13 protein-coding genes are annotated in these 17,548 nt (G+C 57.2%); 6 read left to right on the plus strand and 7 right to left on the minus strand.

All coding sequences use genetic code 11. From position 1 onward, the window contains the following. Positions 1 to 50: 50 nt before the first annotated feature. From folK to thpR, 6 genes are all read right to left on the minus strand, one after another. On the minus strand, positions 51 to 536 hold the full coding sequence (folK, locus tag NYE92_RS18845; protein ID WP_013024661.1) for a 2-amino-4-hydroxy-6-hydroxymethyldihydropteridine diphosphokinase: 486 nt from the start codon (positions 534 to 536) through the stop codon (positions 51 to 53). Beyond that, a complete protein-coding gene (gene pcnB, locus NYE92_RS18850) occupies positions 533 to 1,951 on the minus strand; it encodes a polynucleotide adenylyltransferase PcnB (protein ID WP_206099803.1) in 1,419 nt (472 codons plus the stop codon). Before pcnB ends, folK begins: the two co-directional genes overlap by 4 nt. A gap of 86 nt (positions 1,952 to 2,037) precedes the next feature. Continuing rightward, positions 2,038 to 2,919: a tRNA glutamyl-Q(34) synthetase GluQRS gene (gluQRS, locus tag NYE92_RS18855; RefSeq protein ID WP_014606561.1), complete on the minus strand. Its 882-nt coding sequence runs from the start codon at positions 2,917 to 2,919 to the stop codon at positions 2,038 to 2,040. Between the two features lie 70 nt (positions 2,920 to 2,989). Then, complete coding sequence (dksA, locus tag NYE92_RS18860) at positions 2,990 to 3,445, minus strand: RNA polymerase-binding protein DksA (RefSeq protein ID WP_006117731.1); 456 nt, start codon at positions 3,443 to 3,445, stop codon at positions 2,990 to 2,992. Between the two features lie 249 nt (positions 3,446 to 3,694). Then, positions 3,695 to 4,399, minus strand: a complete 705-nt coding sequence (gene sfsA / locus NYE92_RS18865; RefSeq protein ID WP_014592945.1) for a DNA/RNA nuclease SfsA — start codon at positions 4,397 to 4,399, stop codon at positions 3,695 to 3,697. Between the two features lie 11 nt (positions 4,400 to 4,410). Next, a complete protein-coding gene (thpR, locus tag NYE92_RS18870) occupies positions 4,411 to 4,938 on the minus strand; it encodes an RNA 2',3'-cyclic phosphodiesterase (RefSeq protein ID WP_015700935.1) in 528 nt (175 codons plus the stop codon). A 36-nt stretch (positions 4,939 to 4,974) separates the two neighbouring features. On the opposite strand from thpR, the gene hrpB reads away from it, so the two are divergent. The 6 genes from hrpB to fhuB all read left to right on the plus strand — a co-directional run bounded on the left by hrpB (position 4,975) and on the right by fhuB (position 16,183). Next, entirely contained in the window at positions 4,975 to 7,470 is a 2,496-nt protein-coding gene (gene hrpB, locus NYE92_RS18875) for an ATP-dependent helicase HrpB (RefSeq protein WP_259019349.1), read from the plus strand. Positions 7,471 to 7,553: 83 nt separating this feature from the next. Beyond that, the gene (mrcB, locus tag NYE92_RS18880) at positions 7,554 to 10,082 is read left to right on the plus strand and encodes a bifunctional glycosyl transferase/transpeptidase (protein WP_013024668.1); all 2,529 of its coding nucleotides are present in this window, start codon (positions 7,554 to 7,556) and stop codon (positions 10,080 to 10,082) included. Between the two features lie 197 nt (positions 10,083 to 10,279). Next, a complete protein-coding gene (fhuA, locus tag NYE92_RS18885; protein WP_105087810.1) occupies positions 10,280 to 12,481 on the plus strand; it encodes a ferrichrome porin FhuA in 2,202 nt (733 codons plus the stop codon). A gap of 39 nt (positions 12,482 to 12,520) precedes the next feature. Then, positions 12,521 to 13,315, plus strand: a complete 795-nt coding sequence (fhuC, locus tag NYE92_RS18890) for a Fe3+-hydroxamate ABC transporter ATP-binding protein FhuC (protein WP_116220024.1) — start codon at positions 12,521 to 12,523, stop codon at positions 13,313 to 13,315. Between the two features lie 10 nt (positions 13,316 to 13,325). Continuing rightward, complete coding sequence (fhuD, locus tag NYE92_RS18895; protein ID WP_014592950.1) at positions 13,326 to 14,204, plus strand: Fe(3+)-hydroxamate ABC transporter substrate-binding protein FhuD; 879 nt, start codon at positions 13,326 to 13,328, stop codon at positions 14,202 to 14,204. Then, complete coding sequence (fhuB, locus tag NYE92_RS18900; protein WP_259019350.1) at positions 14,204 to 16,183, plus strand: Fe(3+)-hydroxamate ABC transporter permease FhuB; 1,980 nt, start codon at positions 14,204 to 14,206, stop codon at positions 16,181 to 16,183. The genes fhuD and fhuB overlap by 1 nt, the downstream gene beginning before the upstream one ends. Positions 16,184 to 16,215: 32 nt before the next feature. On the opposite strand, the gene hemL is transcribed toward fhuB, so the two are convergent. After that, positions 16,216 to 17,496 (minus strand): glutamate-1-semialdehyde 2,1-aminomutase, encoded by a 1,281-nt coding sequence (hemL, locus tag NYE92_RS18905; RefSeq protein ID WP_014592952.1) that lies wholly within the window; start codon positions 17,494 to 17,496, stop codon positions 16,216 to 16,218. Between the last annotated feature and the right edge of the window lie 52 nt (positions 17,497 to 17,548).

Here is a 17,548-nt window from a genome sequence, read left to right on the forward strand (position 1 = left end):
TTTTACTGTATCGCGTTGCTGAGCGGAATCTGTGACGTGTGAATAGATGATCAACTGTGCCAGGGACGGATGCTGGAGCAGTCAAGTCTGGCCAGAAGCGGCTGAAGCGGGCGGCCATCAGGCAGGTGCAGATTGGGCGCAATCGCCAGCAGCGGTACCAGCATAAATGCGCGATTAAGCAGGTCGTAATGCGGCACGATCAGCCGATCGCTGTTGAGGCTGGCTGTACCAAACAGCATGATATCAATATCCAGCGTGCGCGGGCCCCAGCGCTCGGCTTTGCGAACGCGACCATGTTCCCGTTCAATTCGCTGGGTTTGATCCAGGAGCGCCTCGGCAGTGAGCGTGGTTTCAAGCGCTACCGCTGCATTAAGGTAGTCCGGCTGGTCGGGTGGGCCATAGGGCGGCGTGCGGTAAAAGGGGGAGGTAGCTACGCGTTGAGTCTCAGGGAGAGCGTCCAGGGCTGAGAGCGCTGCATCAATCTGATGCAGCGGATCGGCAAGGTTACTGCCTAATGCCAGATAAACCCGGGTCATGAGGCGTTGTTGTTATCACGACGCGGAGCCGTTGAACGGCGACGAGGGCGGCGCGTACGGCTGCGCGGGGCCGGATCGTCTCCCAGGGTATTCAGCATCGTTTTCTGCTGTGGCGGCGCGGCAACCTGGAACTCTCCCCACCACTTACTCAGGCGCAGCAGTTCCGGATTGTTTTCTACCTCCGCTCGCAGCGAGAGCAGGTCGTAAGCAGCACGGAACTTAGGATGCTCCATCAGCTTCCAGGCCCGCTTACCGTGGCGACGAGACATGCGTAGCTGCAACTGCCAGATGTCGCGAATCAACGAGGTGATGCGCTTAGGAATGGCTAACGCACGGCAGGCTTCGTCCAGCGTATCGTTCATGGCCAGGGCAAAGGCATCGTAATAGGTCAGGCCACTTTCCTGCGCAATGCGTTCAGCCGCTTCGAGCTGTGGATACCAGAACATCGCGGCGAACAGGAAGGCCGGATTAACCCGCATATCATTTTGAATACGGTTATCCGTGTTCTTAAGCACCTGGGCCAGCATGCGCTCCATGTGGCTGTCGCCGTTCTCGGTAAAGTTACGGGCCAGCGTGGGGAACAGCGGCTGAAATAACTGGTATTCACACAGCTTAAGCCAGGTACTGTAACCATAGCCGGCCTGCAGCAGTTTTAGCGACTCTTCAAACAGACGCGCGGCGGGCACGTCACGAAGTAACGACGCCAGACGGGGAATCGGCTCAGCCGTTTCAGGCGCAATACGCATATTTAATTTGGCAGCGAAACGCGCAACGCGCAGCATGCGCACAGGATCTTCGCGATAACGGGTTTCCGGATCGCCAATCAAGCGAATAATGCCTTGCTGCAGATCGTTCAGACCACCAACATAATCCCGAACCGAAAAATCGGCCACGCTGTAATAGAGGCTGTTGATCGTCAGATCGCGACGCTGAGCATCATCTTCGATGCTGCCGAAAATATTGTCGCGCAGCAGCATACCGCTCTGGGCACGCTGAGAATTGTTATGATCGTCGCTGGTCTCTTCAATCTGATGATGACCGCGGAATGTCGCCACTTCGATCACTTCCGGCCCAAACATCACGTGCGCCAGACGGAAGCGGCGGCCAACCAGACGGCAGTTGCGGAACAGTTTACGCATCTGCTCCGGCGTGGCGTTTGTGGTCACGTCGAAGTCTTTAGGCTTCTGTCCCAGCAGCAAATCACGCACGCCGCCGCCAACAAGATAGGCTTCATAACCGGCTTTATTCAGACGATACAGCACCTTGAGGGCATTTTCGCTGATGTCTTTACGTGAGATGGTGTGGCTTTCACGAGGAATGATGGTCATATGACTCTCAGGTTCAACCTCTGCTGGTGCTTCCTCGTCATCACGCTTCAGGACTTTCCGGCAAAAATTAGCGACTCGGGTAAAAATGGGACACCTCGACAGTGACAATTAGGGTGTAGGTAAAATCAGCGGCTAATCATAGCCTGTTGTGAATCATTTGAGAATGCTGTTGTCTATGCATCCGTTATCAGGGCGTTATCGTGAGGTATCAAAGCGATATTCCACTGCTTCACGGCGTCAGACAGCAGTTTCTCCTGCGTTTTGTCCATCCAGCCTTCGGCGACAGGCTGCCCCAGAAAGCGTAAAGCCTGCACCAGGCTCGGCCGCGTATCCCCTTCCGGTAACGCGGGCGCATGATTTTGCTTAGAAAGTTTGTGACCATCGGCCGTCGTTGCCAGCGGCAAATGCAAATAGTCCGGTAGCGCCCAGCCAAATTGCTGGTAAAGAGCAATCTGCCGTACCGTAGGCTCAATTAAGTCTGCACCGCGCACAATTTCCGTGATGCCCTGATGATGATCGTCCACGACGACAGCCAGATTGTAAGCAAACAGCCCATCACGACGATGAATGATAAAATCTTCCTCAGCCAGCCGCCGATCGGCAATGATCTCGCCTCTGAGCCGATCCTGAAAACCATAAACAGGCGCATGCTGGCGCAGGCGCAGGGCCGCACCTTCGGGGCCGCGCTGACGATCCCGACAGTGGCCATCATAAAAGCCACCGGCTTGCTGAATGCGGCTTCGGGTACAGGTGCAGAAATAGCTTTGACGGTGCGCTCTTAACCAGTGCAGTGCATCGCGATAAGCGTTGTGTCTCTGGGATTGCCACATCACCTCGCCATCCCAGAACAGGCCGTAATGCTCCAGCTGTTGCAGAATACGCGTTGCGGCACCGGCGACTTCGCGCGGCGGATCGATATCTTCAATACGAACCAGCCAGCGGCCGTGCTGTGAACGTGCGCTCAGGTAACTGCCTAACGCAGCAATCAGGGAGCCGAAATGGAGTTCGCCAGAGGGAGATGGCGCGAAGCGCCCAACGCAGGATGAGTATGACATAGGCGTTATGAATCACACGGCGGAAAAAGTGGGACTTCTTCCGCCGTGTGGCTGCAGTCAGACGGCAACATTAACCCGCCATTTGCTTCTCACGAATTTCTGCCAGTGTCTTACAGTCGATACACAGATCGGCGGTAGGACGCGCTTCAAGACGGCGGATACCGATCTCTACGCCACAGGAATCGCAATAGCCAAAGTCATCATCTTCGACTTTCTTCAGCGTTTTCTCGATCTTTTTAATTAACTTACGCTCGCGGTCGCGGTTACGCAGTTCCAGGCTGAACTCTTCTTCCTGAGCGGCACGGTCAACCGGGTCAGGGAAGTTAGCAGCTTCATCCTGCATATGTGTAACGGTGCGATCGACTTCGTCCCGCAATTGATTGCGCCAGGCTTCCAGAATCTTGCGAAAATGGTCCAGTTGCGCGTCATTCATATACTCTTCGCCCGGCTTCTCCTGATAAGGCTCCACCCCAGCGATGGCGAGAATACTCAGGGACGATGTTTTACGGTTTTGCCCTTCTTGCATGTTGTTTCTCTCCTGGATAACACGCACTATACCCTTCGATAGCCATCGGTAAGCGCATTCACGCTGACCGTGTTTATGGCCCTCTCCTGGGTACATCGATCCCCCAACGGGGAAAAAACAGGCCGCTATAAATAACAGAAGCAGTCAAGGTTGGCAATTATTCCTGATCGCATCTTGACAAGCCTGTGAGGAACAGCGTAGTTGACCCCTGACAGAAGGTAGTCATATCACAGAAGGATGCCAGTGATATTACAATGTTACGTCAACCGGCGTCGTTAATAACATCCCGGCGGATGACAGTTCTGCCCGATAAGCCAAAATCTCCACGCCACTCAGCTGCGCCTGTACCAGTTGCTCTGCGTAAGCGGCATCAATGTGACGCGCCGGGGAAACGTCCTCAATCCCCGAGTGCAGAACGGCAAACAACAAAACGGCCCGATGACCCTCTGCCACAGCCTGACTCAGCTCGCGCAGGTGTTTCTGTCCTCGAATCGTCACCGCATCCGGAAAATAGCCTTTACCTTCCTGCAAAAGCGTCACGGATTTCACCTCAATATAGCACTCAGGTCGATCCTGTGCCTTGAGCAGGAAATCAATTCGGCTTTTTTCAGTGCCATATTTGACTTCGGCCTGACATTCCTCGTAGCCCGCCAGCGGTAAAATCTGGTTTTTGCTTAGCGCCTCACGTACCAGTTGGTTGGCGCGCAGGGTATTCACGCAGATCCAGTGGCCCTGCTGCGTCTCGGTCATCTCCCAGCTATGCGGATATTTGCGCGTCAGGCTGTCAGAGGTTGAATACCAAACGGTGTCGCCCGGCGTTGCACAGCCGGTCATTGCGCCGGTATTGGCGCAATGTATTGTCAGCGTTTCGCCTTCAGGCGTTACGACATCGGCCAGAAAACGCTTATAGCGGGTAACCAGTCGCGCAGATTTGAGAACGGGGGAAAAAAGCATAAGGCTCCTGATTAAGGCAGCAAGGGCCAACTGGCCAGCGTGCGGTAGCGGGTCCGGCCTTGCACGTACTCGGAGGCGAAAAGGGAAAATTCGCTGGCTGAAAATTGCCAGTGAAAGCCGCGAGGGGGCAGGGCGACGGGCTGCGTCGCCGCACGCAGCAGCGTCACGTGGGGATGAAAGGGCTGGGCCGGTTGCCCGCAGCCGTGGCGCGCGGCCTGGGCGCGCAGCAGGCTTGCTAACTGTAACAAGCCGCGCGGCGGACGCTGGCAACCCAGCCACACCACGCCGGGACGAGGCCAGTGGCCCGCATCGTCTAATGCGACGTCAAACGCGGGCTGGCGGATACGCGACGCCAGCGTCTGCAACTGGGTTGAGGTTTCAGGGGAGACATCCCCCAGAAAAGCCAGCGTCAGGTGGAGGTTGGCGGCTGCAATCGGGCGGCCAGCATCCTCACTAAACGTGTGTGCCCGCCAGTGCACCAGTTGCTGTTGCAGCGCCTCTGGCGGGGTAATAGCAAAAAATAAGCGTTGTGACGCCATGGCGGTCTCCGGCAATCCTCACGGATGAGTGCTACAATGCGCGCCATCTTAACACAGCCATTCGTGGAGTTTGCGGTGAGTGATCTACCCGTCAGCGCGGTGTTGCCTGACCTTCTGAGCGCGCTTAACGACGCCTCAAACATCCTGCTGGCCGCGCCCACTGGCGCAGGTAAATCCACCTGGTTGCCGCTTCAGCTTTTACAGCATCAGGCGATAGCGGGACGCATCATTATGCTGGAGCCGCGTCGGCTTGCCGCACGTAATGTGGCGCAACGGCTGGCAGAACAGTTGGGTGAACAACCCGGCGCGACCGTAGGCTACCGTATGCGTGGCGAAAGCTGCACAGGGCCGATGACCCGGCTTGAAGTGGTGACCGAAGGCATTCTGACCCGAATGCTGCAGCAGGATCCCATGCTGGACGGCGTATCATTGGTTATCCTGGATGAGTTTCATGAGCGCAGCCTCCAGGCCGATCTGGCGCTGGCGCTGCTGCTGGACGTGCAGCAGGGGTTGCGTGAAGATTTGAAAATCATGCTGATGTCGGCGACGCTCGATAACGCCAGGCTGGCAGCCTTGTTACCGAATGCCCCTCTCATTACCTCGGAAGGGCGGAGCTACCCGGTTGAACGCCGCTATACGGCAATGAGCCAGACTCTGCGGTTTGAAGAGGCGGTGGCGCGCGAAGTCGCGCAGTTGCTGCGAGAGGAAACGGGCTCACTGCTGTTGTTTCTGCCTGGCGTTGCGGAAATCGAGCGGGTAAAGCGAGAGCTGGAAGCGCGCGTTGACGCTGATGTGGATCTGACCCCGCTGTATGGCGCACTTCCCCTTGCGGCCCAGCAACGGGCCATCCTGCCTGCCGCCAGCGGACGCCGCAAAGTGGTGCTGGCGACCAACATCGCCGAAACCAGCCTGACAATTGAAGGCATTCGCCTGGTGGTGGACAGCGCGCAGGAACGAAGCGCGCTGTTTGATGCCCGCAGCGGTGTGACGCGGCTGCAGACCCAGCGCGTCAGTCAGGCCTCCATGACGCAGCGCGCCGGACGAGCCGGACGTGTCATGCCCGGTATTTGCCTGCATCTGGCAGCGCAGGAACAGGCCTCACGCGCGCCTGCGCAGAGCGAAGCGGAAATTTTGCACAGCGATCTCACCTCGTTGTGGCTGGGGCTGCTGCAGTGGGGATGTACCCGTATCGATCAACTACAGTGGATCGATCTGCCGCCGGAAAAGCATTTGCGCGCGGCCCGGCAGCAGCTGTTGCGGCTGGGGGCGCTGGACGATCAGGGCCATCTTAATGCCCAGGGACGACGAATGGCGCAGTTGGGCAGCGACGCCCGTCTTAGCGCGATGTTATGTGCGGCAGGCGGCGACGCTGATGCCGTTGCCAGCGCGGCCTTGCTGGTGGCCATTCTGGAAGATCCTCCTCGCAGCGCCAGCGTCGATTTACGTGACGCGCTTTATCGTCCATCGCCTCAGTGGCAACGCCGCGCACAGCACTGGCAAAAACGCATCGGCGTCCTGGGTGGCCGGGTGGACGAAGACCGGTTTGCCGCGCTGCTGACTGCTGGATTCAGCGACCGCCTGGCACGACGTCGCGATAACAGCGGCCGGTATCAGCTCGCTAACGGACTGGGCGCGATGCTGGACGAACAACAGGCACTGACGCGTTACGAATGGTTAATCGCGCCCACATTGTTACAGGGCAGCAGCGCGCCGGACGCGCGCATCCTGCTGGCCATGCCCGTCGATATTGATACCTTGACGCAACATTGTCCGCTGCTCGTTGAACAGCGTACCGAGGTGGAATGGGATGAGGAGAAAGGCACACTGCGCACGTTGCGGCGTGAGCAGATTGGCGAACTGGTCCTGAAAACCCAACCGCTTGCCCGGCCCGATACAGAAGTACTGCAGGCGGCCATGCTACGGTGGATCAGTAAAAAAGGACTCTCGGTGTTGGGCTGGACGCCGGCGTCCGGGCAGTTGCGCCTGCGCATTCAGTGTGCGGCCCAATGGTTACCCGAGGAGCCGTGGCCTCAGGTTGATGACGCCAGCCTGCTTGAGTCGCTCGAACACTGGCTTCTGCCTGAGATGAGCGGAGTGCGCGACCTGAAGAGTTTACAGTCCGTGAACCTTGTCAGCGCGCTCTTACATTTGCTCACATGGTCACAACGTCAGCGGCTGGATACTGTGCTGCCAACTCATTACACTGTGCCCACCGGAAGTCGGCTGCCCATCCGCTATGATGCGGATAAACCGCCTGCACTGGCGGTACGCATCCAGGAAATGTTTGGCGAAGCCAGCAATCCGACCGTGGCAGAAGGGCGGGTTCCACTGGTACTGGAGCTGTTATCGCCCGCCCAGCGCCCTTTACAGATCACCCGCGATCTTGCGGCCTTCTGGCGGGGTGCCTATGCGGACGTGCAAAAAGAGATGAAAGGGCGTTATCCCAAACATCTCTGGCCTGACGATCCTGCCTCTGCCTTGCCGACAAGGCGGACAAAAAAGAATACGTCACAGGGCGGAACCTCAGGTTAATTCAGAGGGTTCTGCCATGCGACAGTGAAGAAAGCAGTTAGAGTAGCGGCGCAGCCGTAAGCTATGCCTGGAGAATAAAACGCATGTCTGGGAACGATCGCGAACCTATTGGGCGCAAAGGAAAACCGCTGCCACCGCGCAGTAGCGCCCGCCGTGGGCGGCGCAGAGACATCGATGACGATGCTCAGGACGATTTTGATGATGACTACGAGGAGGAAGCGCCGGTGCCACGTAAAGGTAAAGGTGGAAAACCGCCGCGCGGCAAACGCCGTTGGCTGGGATGGTTAATTAAGCTGTTCCTGGTATTTGTGGTGGTAATGGCCGCGTGGGGCGTATACCTCGACTCGGAAATTCGCAGCCGTATAGACGGAAAAGTCTGGCAACTGCCCGCCGCCGTATACGGTCGTATGGTCAGCCTTGAACCTGGCATGGCCTACAACAAAAGTGAAATGATCGCGCTGCTTGAAGGCACGCAATACCGTGAAGTTTCACGTATTACGCGCCCGGGTGAGTTCTCGGTCAAGGGCAACACCATTGAACTGTTGCGCCGTCCGTTTGATTTTCCGGACAGCAAAGAGGGGCAGATCCATGCCCGTATGACCTTTAGCAAAGATGAACTCAGCGAGATTAAAAACGTTGAAACCGGACGTGATTTTGGTTTCTTCCGTCTTGATCCACGTCTGATTACCATGCTGCAGTCACCCAACGGTGAACAACGCCTGTTTGTGCCCCGTGCGGGTTTCCCGGATCTGCTGGTTGATACGCTGATTGCCACCGAAGATCGCCATTTTTACGAGCATGACGGTATCAGCCCCTATTCTATCGGTCGTGCCTTCGTCGCGAATATTACGGCAGGTAAAGCGGTGCAGGGCGGCAGCACGCTGACTCAGCAGCTGGTAAAAAACCTGTTCCTGACCAACGAGCGTTCACTGTGGCGTAAAGCGCGTGAAGCCTATATGGCCGTGATCATGGACGCCCGTTACAGTAAAGATCGCATTCTGGAGCTTTACCTTAACGAGGTGTACCTCGGCCAGGCAGGTAACGATCAGATTCGTGGTTTCCCCCTGGCCAGCCTTTACTACTTTGGCCGACCGGTAGATGAACTGAGCCTCGATCAGCAGGCAATGCTGGTTGGCATGGTAAAAGGCGCTTCGCTCTATAATCCATGGCGTAACCCGAAGCTGGCGCTGGAACGACGCAATCTGGTTCTGCGCTTACTGCAGCAGCAGAAAGTCATCGACCAGGAACTGTATGACATGCTGTCAGCCCGTCCGTTAGGCGTGCAACCGAAAGGCGGTGTGATCACGCCTCAGCCTGCCTTTATGCAAATGGTACGCAATGAGCTGCAGGCGAAGCTGGGCGACAAGGTCAAAGATCTGTCGGGTGTGAAAATTTTCACCACGTTAGATCCGGTCTCACAGGATGCCGCTGAAAAAGCGGTGATCGACGGTATTCCCACCCTGAAAAAGCAGCGCGGTTTGAAAGATCTGGAAACCGCAATGGTGGTCGTTGACCGCTTCACGGGTGAAGTTCGCGCGATGGTCGGCGGCGCCGATCCGCAGTTTGCAGGCTATAACCGTGCGTTACAGGCTCGCCGTTCAATTGGTTCTCTGGCGAAACCCGCGACGTATCTTACCGCACTGAGCCAGCCGAATACGTACCGGCTGAATACATGGATCGCCGACGAACCTATTGCGCTGAAACAGCCCAACGGCAGCGTCTGGAAACCCATGAATGACGACCGCCGCTTCAGTGGCAAAGTTATGCTGGTGGACGCGTTAACCAACTCTATGAACGTGCCAACGGTGAACCTGGGCATGACGCTGGGGCTCAATGCAGTGGTGGATACCTGGACCAAACTGGGCGTGCCAAAAGATCAGCTCAACCCGGTGCCGGCTATGCTGCTGGGCGCACTCAACCTGACGCCGGTTGAAGTTGCCCAGGCGTTCCAGTCGATTGCCAGCGGAGGGAATCGTGCCGATCTGTCTGCAGTGCGCTCCGTCATTGCGGAAGACGGAACCGTACTGTACCAGAGCTTCCCACAGGCCCAGCGGGTTGAACCGGCGCAGGCGGCCTATTTAACGCTCTACACGATGCAGCAGGTTGCCGATCACGGTACAGCGCGCGCCCTGGGCGCGCGTTTCCCGAATGCGCATCTGGCAGGTAAAACAGGCACCACAAACGACCTGATCGACAGCTGGTTTGCGGGCATCGACGGTAAAGAAGTAGCGATAACCTGGGTAGGGCGTGATAACAACCAGCCCACCAAACTGTACGGTGCCAGCGGCGCCATGCAGATCTATCGTCGCTATCTTGATAACCAGGCACCCATGCCGTTGCAGCTGACGCCGCCTGAAGATGTCACGATGATGAATATAGATTCGGCAGGCAACTTTGTTTGTGGCTCGGGCAGCAGCACCTGGCGTTCGCTACCGGTTTGGGCGCTGGATCCCAACGCGCTGTGTCAACAGCAGCAGCAGCAGGTTCAGCAGCAGCAAATGCAGCAGCAACAACAACAGCAACAGCAGCAACAATTGCAACAGCAGCAACAACAGGAACAGAAAGACAGTGATGGCGTTGCGGGCTGGATAAAAGATATGTTTGGTAAATAACCGGCTAAAAGCGGTTAAAAAAAGGCACTCCGGTGCCTTTTTTTGTGCCTGCTGATGATGAAGGAATCGAGCGACAAACAGCGCCACTGAAGGGAATTCCGCTTGCAGAAAATGTTGGATCTCGCATATTATCGAAACGTTATAATAATCATTATCGTTTCGATTCGCTTGTTCATCCCCATTTGAGAGACACCTTCATGACTGCGCGCACTACCACTTTTGGTTTCCCACAAAGGTTATTTACCCGTCGCCCTCTGGCACTGATGATTGCGCTGCTTTCCGGCGGCGCAAGTTCGCTGGCCTTCGCCGAACAAACGGTGGTGGTTTCGGCCAACGGTGGTGCCGCTGTCGGGCAGGAAAATCCGTGGGGACCGGCGGCCACCGTTGCTGCGAAACGCAGCGCTACCGGTACCAAAACGGATACGCCGATTGAAAAGAACCCGCAGTCGGTTTCCGTGGTCACGCGTGAAGAGATGGAGATGCGCAACGTCAGCAGCGTCAAGCAGGCATTTAACTATACGCCTGGCGTACTGACCGGCAACCGCGGCAGCTCTTCAGTCATTGACGCGCTGTCGATTCGCGGCTTTAGCGAAACCAACACCAACCAGTATCTCGATGGGCTGAAGCTGCAGGGTGACAACTACTCTGAATTCGCTATCGATCCCTATTTTCTGGAGCGGGCTGAACTGCTGCGCGGTCCGGTTTCCGTGCTGTACGGTAAAAGCAATCCCGGCGGTGTTGTCGCTTTAGTCAGCAAGCGTCCCACTCAGGAAACGCTGCGCGAAGTCCAGTTCCAGATGGGCAACCATAATCTTTACTCCACCGGTTTCGACTTTGGCGGTGCCATAGATGATGCGGGCGTATACAGCTATCGCCTGACAGGCCAGGCCAGCAGCCAGGATGCCCAACAGGCGAACAATAAACAAAAGCGTTACACTATCGCCCCTTCATTCAGCTGGCGTCCGGATGAAAATACCCGTTTAGATCTGCTGACCTATTTCCAGAACGAGCCGGACACCGGCTACTACGGCTGGCTGCCGCGTGAAGGGACCGTTGTGCCGATCACCCGGCCTGATGGCAGCCAGTACAAACTGCCGACCAACTTTGATGAGGGCGAGAAGAGCAACCGCATCTCACGCAATACCAAAATGCTGGGCTACAGCTTCGAGCACCGTTTTGATGATACCTGGACGGTGCGTCAGAATCTGCGCTATGCCGAGTTAACCACGGATTACCGCAGTATCTATGGAAACGGCTTTGATGCAACCACTCAGCAAATCACCCGCGGGTCTGCGGCTTCAGACGAGAAACTGAATCAGTTTGCGGTAGATAATCAGGCTCAGGCTAAATTTGCCACCGGCCAGCTTGATCATACGTTACTGCTTGGCGTTGATTATCAGCGCATGCGAAATGATATTAATGCGGCTTTTGGCTCAGCATTCCCGTTGAATGCGGTTAATCCGCAATACGGCAATGACGCGCTAAACGGCACAGCTTTCCCGTATCGCTATCTCAACAAACAGGAGCAAACCGGCCTGTATGCACAAGACCAGATGGAATGGGATCGTTGGGTACTGACATTGGGCAGTCGCTATGATTACGCAATGACCTCTGCTTTTAATCGCAGTAGCAGTACCGAAGTTAAAAGTCATGACCAGGCGTTTACCTGGCGTGGCGGCTTAAACTATGTGTTCGATAATGGTATCGCGCCGTATTTCAGTTATAGCGAATCCTTCATTCCGACATCCGGAACGACTCAAAGTGGTCAACCTTTCGACCCTTCACGCGCTAAGCAGTATGAAACGGGCGTAAAGTTTGTGCCAAAAGATCGCCCTGTCGTTGTCACGGCCGCGATTTATGAGCTGACAAAGACCAAGAACTTAACAGCTGATCCTAACAGTCCTAATTTCAGCATCCAGAGCGGCGAAATCCGTTCTCGCGGTTTGGAACTGGAAGCCAAAGCGGCGCTAAACGCCAACGTAAACCTGACGGCCTCTTATACCTATACCGATGCCGAGTATACGGAAGATACCCAGCTCCAGGGCAAAACCCCGGTACAGGTGCCCAAACACATGGCGTCACTGTGGAGTGACTATACCTTCCACGAAACCGCGCTGTCAGGCGTCACGGTCGGAGCGGGCGTCCGTTACGTGGGCGAAAGTCAGGGGCTGTATAGCACAGGTCCTGATGCCAACCAGAACTTTAGCGTGGCGGGTTATACCACTGTCGATGCTGCACTGAAATATGATTTAGGACGTTTTGGTTTGCCTGGCTCAACGGTAGGCGTTAACGTTAACAACCTGTTTAACCGCGACTACGTTGCCAGTTGTTACCGTGAGTATGCGTGCTACTGGGGCGCAGAACGGCAGATTACAGGTACCGCCACGTTCCGGTTCTGATAGATGAGGGCGCTCCGGCGCCCGTTTACAGGGATTACCATGCAGCTTCCGCAGCATCAACAAACGACCTTCCAACTGGAGAATGCCAGCTTTCGTGTACCCGGTCGCACGCTTCTCCAGCCGCTGTCTCTCTCTTTTACTCCAGGCAAAGTGACCGCACTGATAGGTCATAATGGTTCAGGCAAATCCACGCTGTTAAAAATGCTGGGGCGGCATCACGCGGCCAGCGAAGGCCGGGTGCTCCTTAACGGTCGGCCTGTAGAGAGCTTAAAAAGCAAAGTGTTTGCCCGGGAGGTCGCCTATTTACCGCAGCAGTTACCGGCTGCCGAAGGCATGACGGTGCGTGAGCTGGTGGCCATCGGGCGTTATCCTTGGCATGGGGCGCTGGGACGTTTCAGTCAGGAGGACCGGGCACGCGTTGAGCAGGCGATTTCGCTCGTCGGATTAACGCCTTTTGCCTTTCGTCTGGTAGACAGCTTATCGGGTGGGGAACGGCAACGGGCCTGGCTGGCGATGATGGTGGCGCAAAACAGCCGCTGTCTGCTGCTGGATGAACCCACTTCCGCACTGGACATTGCCCACCAGGTGGACGTGCTGGCCCTGATTCAGACGCTGAGCCGGGAGCATGGCTTAACCGTCATTACCGTATTGCATGACATCAACATGGCGGCCCGTTACTGCGACCATCTGGTGGCATTACGTGGCGGCGGGCTTATCGCGCAAGGCGGCCCGGAGCACATCATGCAGGCGGACGTTTTGCAGGATATCTATGGTATTCCAATGGGGATCTTTCCCCATCCTGGCGGCGGCGCGCCGGTGAGCTTTGTGTGTTAAGGACAGGATAATGCCCGATTTATTCCGCCGTCGCCTGATGATGGCGATGGCGTTATCGCCACTGATGAGCCCCTTTTCACTCCAGGCGGCGCAGCCCGATCCCGCTCGCATCATCGCGCTGGAGTGGTTACCCACCGAACTGCTGCTGGCGTTAGGCGTTAAGCCCTTTGGGGTCGCCGATGTGCATAATTATAATATCTGGGTCGGGCAGCCAGCCTTGCCTGCCGGCGTGGTGGATGTTGGGCTGCGTACCGAGCCTAACCTTGAACTGATGACCCAGATGCATCCCTCCCTGATTCTCTGTTCAAACGGCTATGGACCGCCTAAAGAGAAACTCCAGCGTATTGCGCCCATTATGGGGTTTGACCTGCACGGCGGCGACGGTAAACCCTTGTCGCGCGCGCGTGTCTCGCTGCGCGCGCTCGGGGCCAGGCTGGGGCGGGAAGCTCAGGCTGAAGCGCATCTGCAATACGTGGATGCGGAAATCGCCGCAGCCCGTCAGCGTCTGGCTCCCTATGCCGGACGCGCTATCTTGCTGATGTCACTGCTTGACAGCCGCCATGCCATCACCTTCGGTAAGAACAGCTTATTCCTTGAAGTCATGGAACGGCTTGGCCTGAAGAATGCCTGGCAGGGAGAAACCAATTTCTGGGGAAGTTCAGTGATTGGCCTGGAAAGGCTGGCGGCGTTTCACGATGTCGAAGCCATCTGCTTCGACCACGACAATGCGGCCGTTATGCAGCAGCTGTCGCGCAGCCCGCTGTGGCAGGCAATGCCTTTTGTCCAAAGCGGTCATTTTCAACGCGTACCGGCGGTCTGGTACTACGGGGCAACATTGTCGGCCCTGCATTTTATACGCGTGCTGGAACATGCGCTGGAGAAGGTCTGATGCGGCATCGTTATTTTCCTGTCACAGTGCTGAGCGTCCTGTTTCTGCTCGCGCTGGCGCTCACCGCGATAAACCTTCAGCAGGCCCTGCCTCCGGGGCAGTGGACTCAGGCCTTGTGGTCACCGGATACCGCTAATGTCCAGCAGATGGTGTTTCACTACAGTTTGCTGCCGCGCTGGGCGCTGGCGCTGTTGGTGGGTGCCGGTCTGGGATTAGCGGGCTTGCTGTTTCAACAGGTACTGCGAAACCCGCTGGCGGAACCGGGAACGCTAGGGGTTTCATCCGGCGCACAGTTGGGGATCACCGTCGCCACATTGTGGCACCTGCCGGGCGGAGCACTCACCCAGCAGCTTGCCGCCTCAGGTGGTGCGTTGCTGGTGGGGGCGCTGGTCTTTAGCGTGGCCTGGAGTAAACGCTTATCGCCCGTTACCCTGATTCTGGCAGGGCTGGTCCTGAGTCTCTACAGCGGGGCGGTTAATCAGATCTTCGCCATCTTCAATCACGACCAGTTGCAAAATATGTTTTTGTGGAGCACGGGCGCACTGAACCAGATGAGCTGGGACAGCGTTACCCAGCTCTGGCCGCGCCTGGTGCTGGCGCTGATACTGTCACTGGCGCTTCTGCGGCCGCTGACGCTCATGGGGTTGGACGATGGCGTGGCAAAAAACCTCGGGCTGGCCCTGTCCGTCACCCGGCTAGCGATTCTGGCGCTGGCAATACTGCTGAGCGCACAGCTGGTGAGCGTCGCCGGCATCATTGGTTTTATCGGCCTGTTTGCGCCGCTGCTGGCAAGGCTGCTCGGTGGACGCCGCTTGCTGAGCCGCATGCTGCTGGCTCCGCTGATTGGCGCATTGCTGCTGTGGCTGGCGGATGCCTGCGTCCTGTGGCTTACGACGCACTGGCGCGAGGTTTCCACCGGCACGGTGACGGCGTTACTGGGCGTGCCGATTCTGCTCTGGCTGCTCCCGCGCCTGCGGACGGGGTCCGTTCCCCCCGCACTGGATCAGGGCGACAGCGTGCCGGTTGAACGTCATCATTTTCTGCGCTGGAGCCTGACCGGTCTGGTGGTGTTAGGCATGCTGGCCTGGCTCTGTCTGGCGTTTGGACGGGACGCGCAAGGCTGGATCTGGACCCAGGGTGACATGCTCAATGTGCTGCTTCCGTGGCGCGCACCGCGCGTGCTGGCGGCCCTGGCGGTAGGCTTAATGCTGGGCGTAGCCGGTAGCCTGATTCAGCGACTGACCGGTAACCCGATGGCCAGCCCGGAAGTCTTGGGCATCAGTTCCGGGGCGGCCTGTGGTGTGGTCGTGATGTTATTCCTGGTACCCGGTAATGCGCTGGCGTTTCTGTTGCCTGCCGGTGCGCTGGGCGCAGCGGTAACCCTGGCGATCATTATGCTGGTTGCCAGCCGTGGCGGGTTTTCACCCGAACGCATGCTGTTGGCCGGGATGGCGTTAAACAGCGCTTTTGTCACCATTCTGATGTTGTTGATGGCCAGTGGCGATCCCCGGATGTCGGGTTTACTGACCTGGATCTCCGGCTCGACCTATAACGTCAGCGCCACCCAGGCGCTGCAAAGTGCAGGCTGTGCAGTCGTGCTGGTGTCGTTAGCGCCGCTGGCCAGCCGCTGGCTCACGCTGCTGCCTTTGGGAAGCGCCACGGCGCGCTCGGCCGGCATGGCGCTCACCGCCTCGCGGCTGGCGCTGCTGCTGCTGGCCGCGGCCTTAACGGCCAGTGCCACGCTGACGATTGGGCCATTGAGCTTCGTGGGGCTGATGGCACCACACATGGCGCGCATGCTGGGGTTCCGTCGCGCGTTGCCGCAGCTGTTACTGTCGGGTGTGCTTGGCGCAGGTTTAATGATGATAGCTGACTGGTGTGGGCGAATGGTGGCGTTCCCAAACCAAATTCCGGCGGGATTGATGGCCACATTTTTAGGGGCACCCTATTTTATTTGGTTATTGCGGCGCGCTCGTTAAAAAAAAGACCGGCGTTTGCCGGTCTGCATTTTTTACAGCTTAGCGAAGCAGCGACGGGCGGCATCGACAGTATGCTGAATGTCCTCTGCGCTGTGCGCCAGCGACATAAAGCCGGCTTCAAAGGCGGACGGCGCAAAGTAAACGCCTTCTTCAAGCATCAGGTGGAAAAAGCGCTTGAAGCGTTCAACATCGCACTGCGTCACATCTTTATAGCAGGTGACGCTGTCGGCATCGGTAAAGAACAGGCCAAACATGCCGCCAACCTGATTCACCACCACCGGAATATTTTCCTGTTTTGCCGCGTCGAGCAGTCCCTGCGCTAACTGTGAGGTCAGACGATTGAGTTTGTCATGCATGCCCGGCTGGGCAATCTGGGTTAAGCAGGCATAGCCGGCAGCCATAGCGACAGGGTTACCGGACAGCGTACCCGCCTGATAAACCGGTCCGGTCGGTGCCAGTGCCTCCATGACTTCGCGACGGCCGCCAAAAGCACCCACCGGCATACCGCCACCGATGATTTTGCCGAGGCAGGTGAGATCCGGTTTAACGTTGTAGTACTCTTGCGCACCGCCCAGGGCAACGCGGAAACCCGTCATCACTTCATCGATAATCAGCAGTGCGCCAAACTCATCACAGAGCGCGCGCAGGCCGGGTAAGAATTCGGGTTGGGGCGGAATACAGTTCATGTTTCCGGCCACGGGCTCGACAATAATAGCGGCGATAGCCTGCGGATACTGTTCAAACGCAGCGCGCACCGAATCCAGATCGTTATATGTACAGGTCAGCGTATGCTTGGCAAAATCGGCGGGCACGCCCGGTGAGTTAGGCTGCCCCAGCGTCAGCGCACCGGAACCGGCTTTCACCAGCAGATGGTCGGCATGACCGTGGTAGCACCCTTCAAACTTGATGATTTTGTCGCGACCGGTAAAACCGCGCGCCAGACGAATCGCGCTCATGGTGGCTTCGGTGCCGGAGTTCACCATCCGCACCATTTCCATGCTGGGAACCAGTTTACACACCAGCTGCGCCATGGTGACTTCCATCTCGGTTGGTGCCCCGAAGCTCAGGCCGCGCTGGGCAGCCTCAATCACGGCCTGACGAATGCCATCATTGTTATGTCCCAGCACCATGGGGCCCCATGACCCAACATAGTCGATGTACTTTTTACCGTCGGCGTCATAAAGATATGCACCGTCAGCATGCTCAATGAACAGCGGAACGCCACCCACACCGGTAAACGCCCGTACCGGCGAGTTCACACCGCCGGGGATCAGGCGTTGTGCTTCGGCGAACAGTTCTTCAGACTTACTCATTTTCGGCTCCAGCAGTTCATAAAATATCGGGCTATTCTACGGAAGAGGGGCT

Origin of the sequence: Pantoea sp. B566 (genome assembly GCF_024793925.1) — a bacterium.
Taxonomy (GTDB): Bacteria; Pseudomonadota; Gammaproteobacteria; order Enterobacterales; family Enterobacteriaceae; genus Pantoea; species Pantoea ananatis.

What these genes read in the sequence shown, in the direction of transcription:
- folK (WP_013024661.1), bottom strand. Translation starts at nt 536, where the DNA reads ATGACCCGGGTTTATCTGGCATTAGGCAGTAACCTTGCCGATCCGCTG.
- gluQRS (WP_014606561.1), bottom strand. Translation starts at nt 2,919, where the DNA reads ATGTCATACTCATCCTGCGTTGGGCGCTTCGCGCCATCTCCCTCTGGC.
- dksA (WP_006117731.1), bottom strand. Translation starts at nt 3,445, where the DNA reads ATGCAAGAAGGGCAAAACCGTAAAACATCGTCCCTGAGTATTCTCGCC.
- sfsA (WP_014592945.1), bottom strand. Translation starts at nt 4,399, where the DNA reads ATGCTTTTTTCCCCCGTTCTCAAATCTGCGCGACTGGTTACCCGCTAT.
- thpR (WP_015700935.1), bottom strand. Translation starts at nt 4,938, where the DNA reads ATGGCGTCACAACGCTTATTTTTTGCTATTACCCCGCCAGAGGCGCTG.
- hrpB (WP_259019349.1), top strand. Translation starts at nt 4,975, where the DNA reads ATGCGCGCCATCTTAACACAGCCATTCGTGGAGTTTGCGGTGAGTGAT.
- mrcB (WP_013024668.1), top strand. Translation starts at nt 7,554, where the DNA reads ATGTCTGGGAACGATCGCGAACCTATTGGGCGCAAAGGAAAACCGCTG.
- fhuA (WP_105087810.1), top strand. Translation starts at nt 10,280, where the DNA reads ATGACTGCGCGCACTACCACTTTTGGTTTCCCACAAAGGTTATTTACC.
- fhuC (WP_116220024.1), top strand. Translation starts at nt 12,521, where the DNA reads ATGCAGCTTCCGCAGCATCAACAAACGACCTTCCAACTGGAGAATGCC.
- fhuD (WP_014592950.1), top strand. Translation starts at nt 13,326, where the DNA reads ATGCCCGATTTATTCCGCCGTCGCCTGATGATGGCGATGGCGTTATCG.
- fhuB (WP_259019350.1), top strand. Translation starts at nt 14,204, where the DNA reads ATGCGGCATCGTTATTTTCCTGTCACAGTGCTGAGCGTCCTGTTTCTG.
- hemL (WP_014592952.1), bottom strand. Translation starts at nt 17,496, where the DNA reads ATGAGTAAGTCTGAAGAACTGTTCGCCGAAGCACAACGCCTGATCCCC.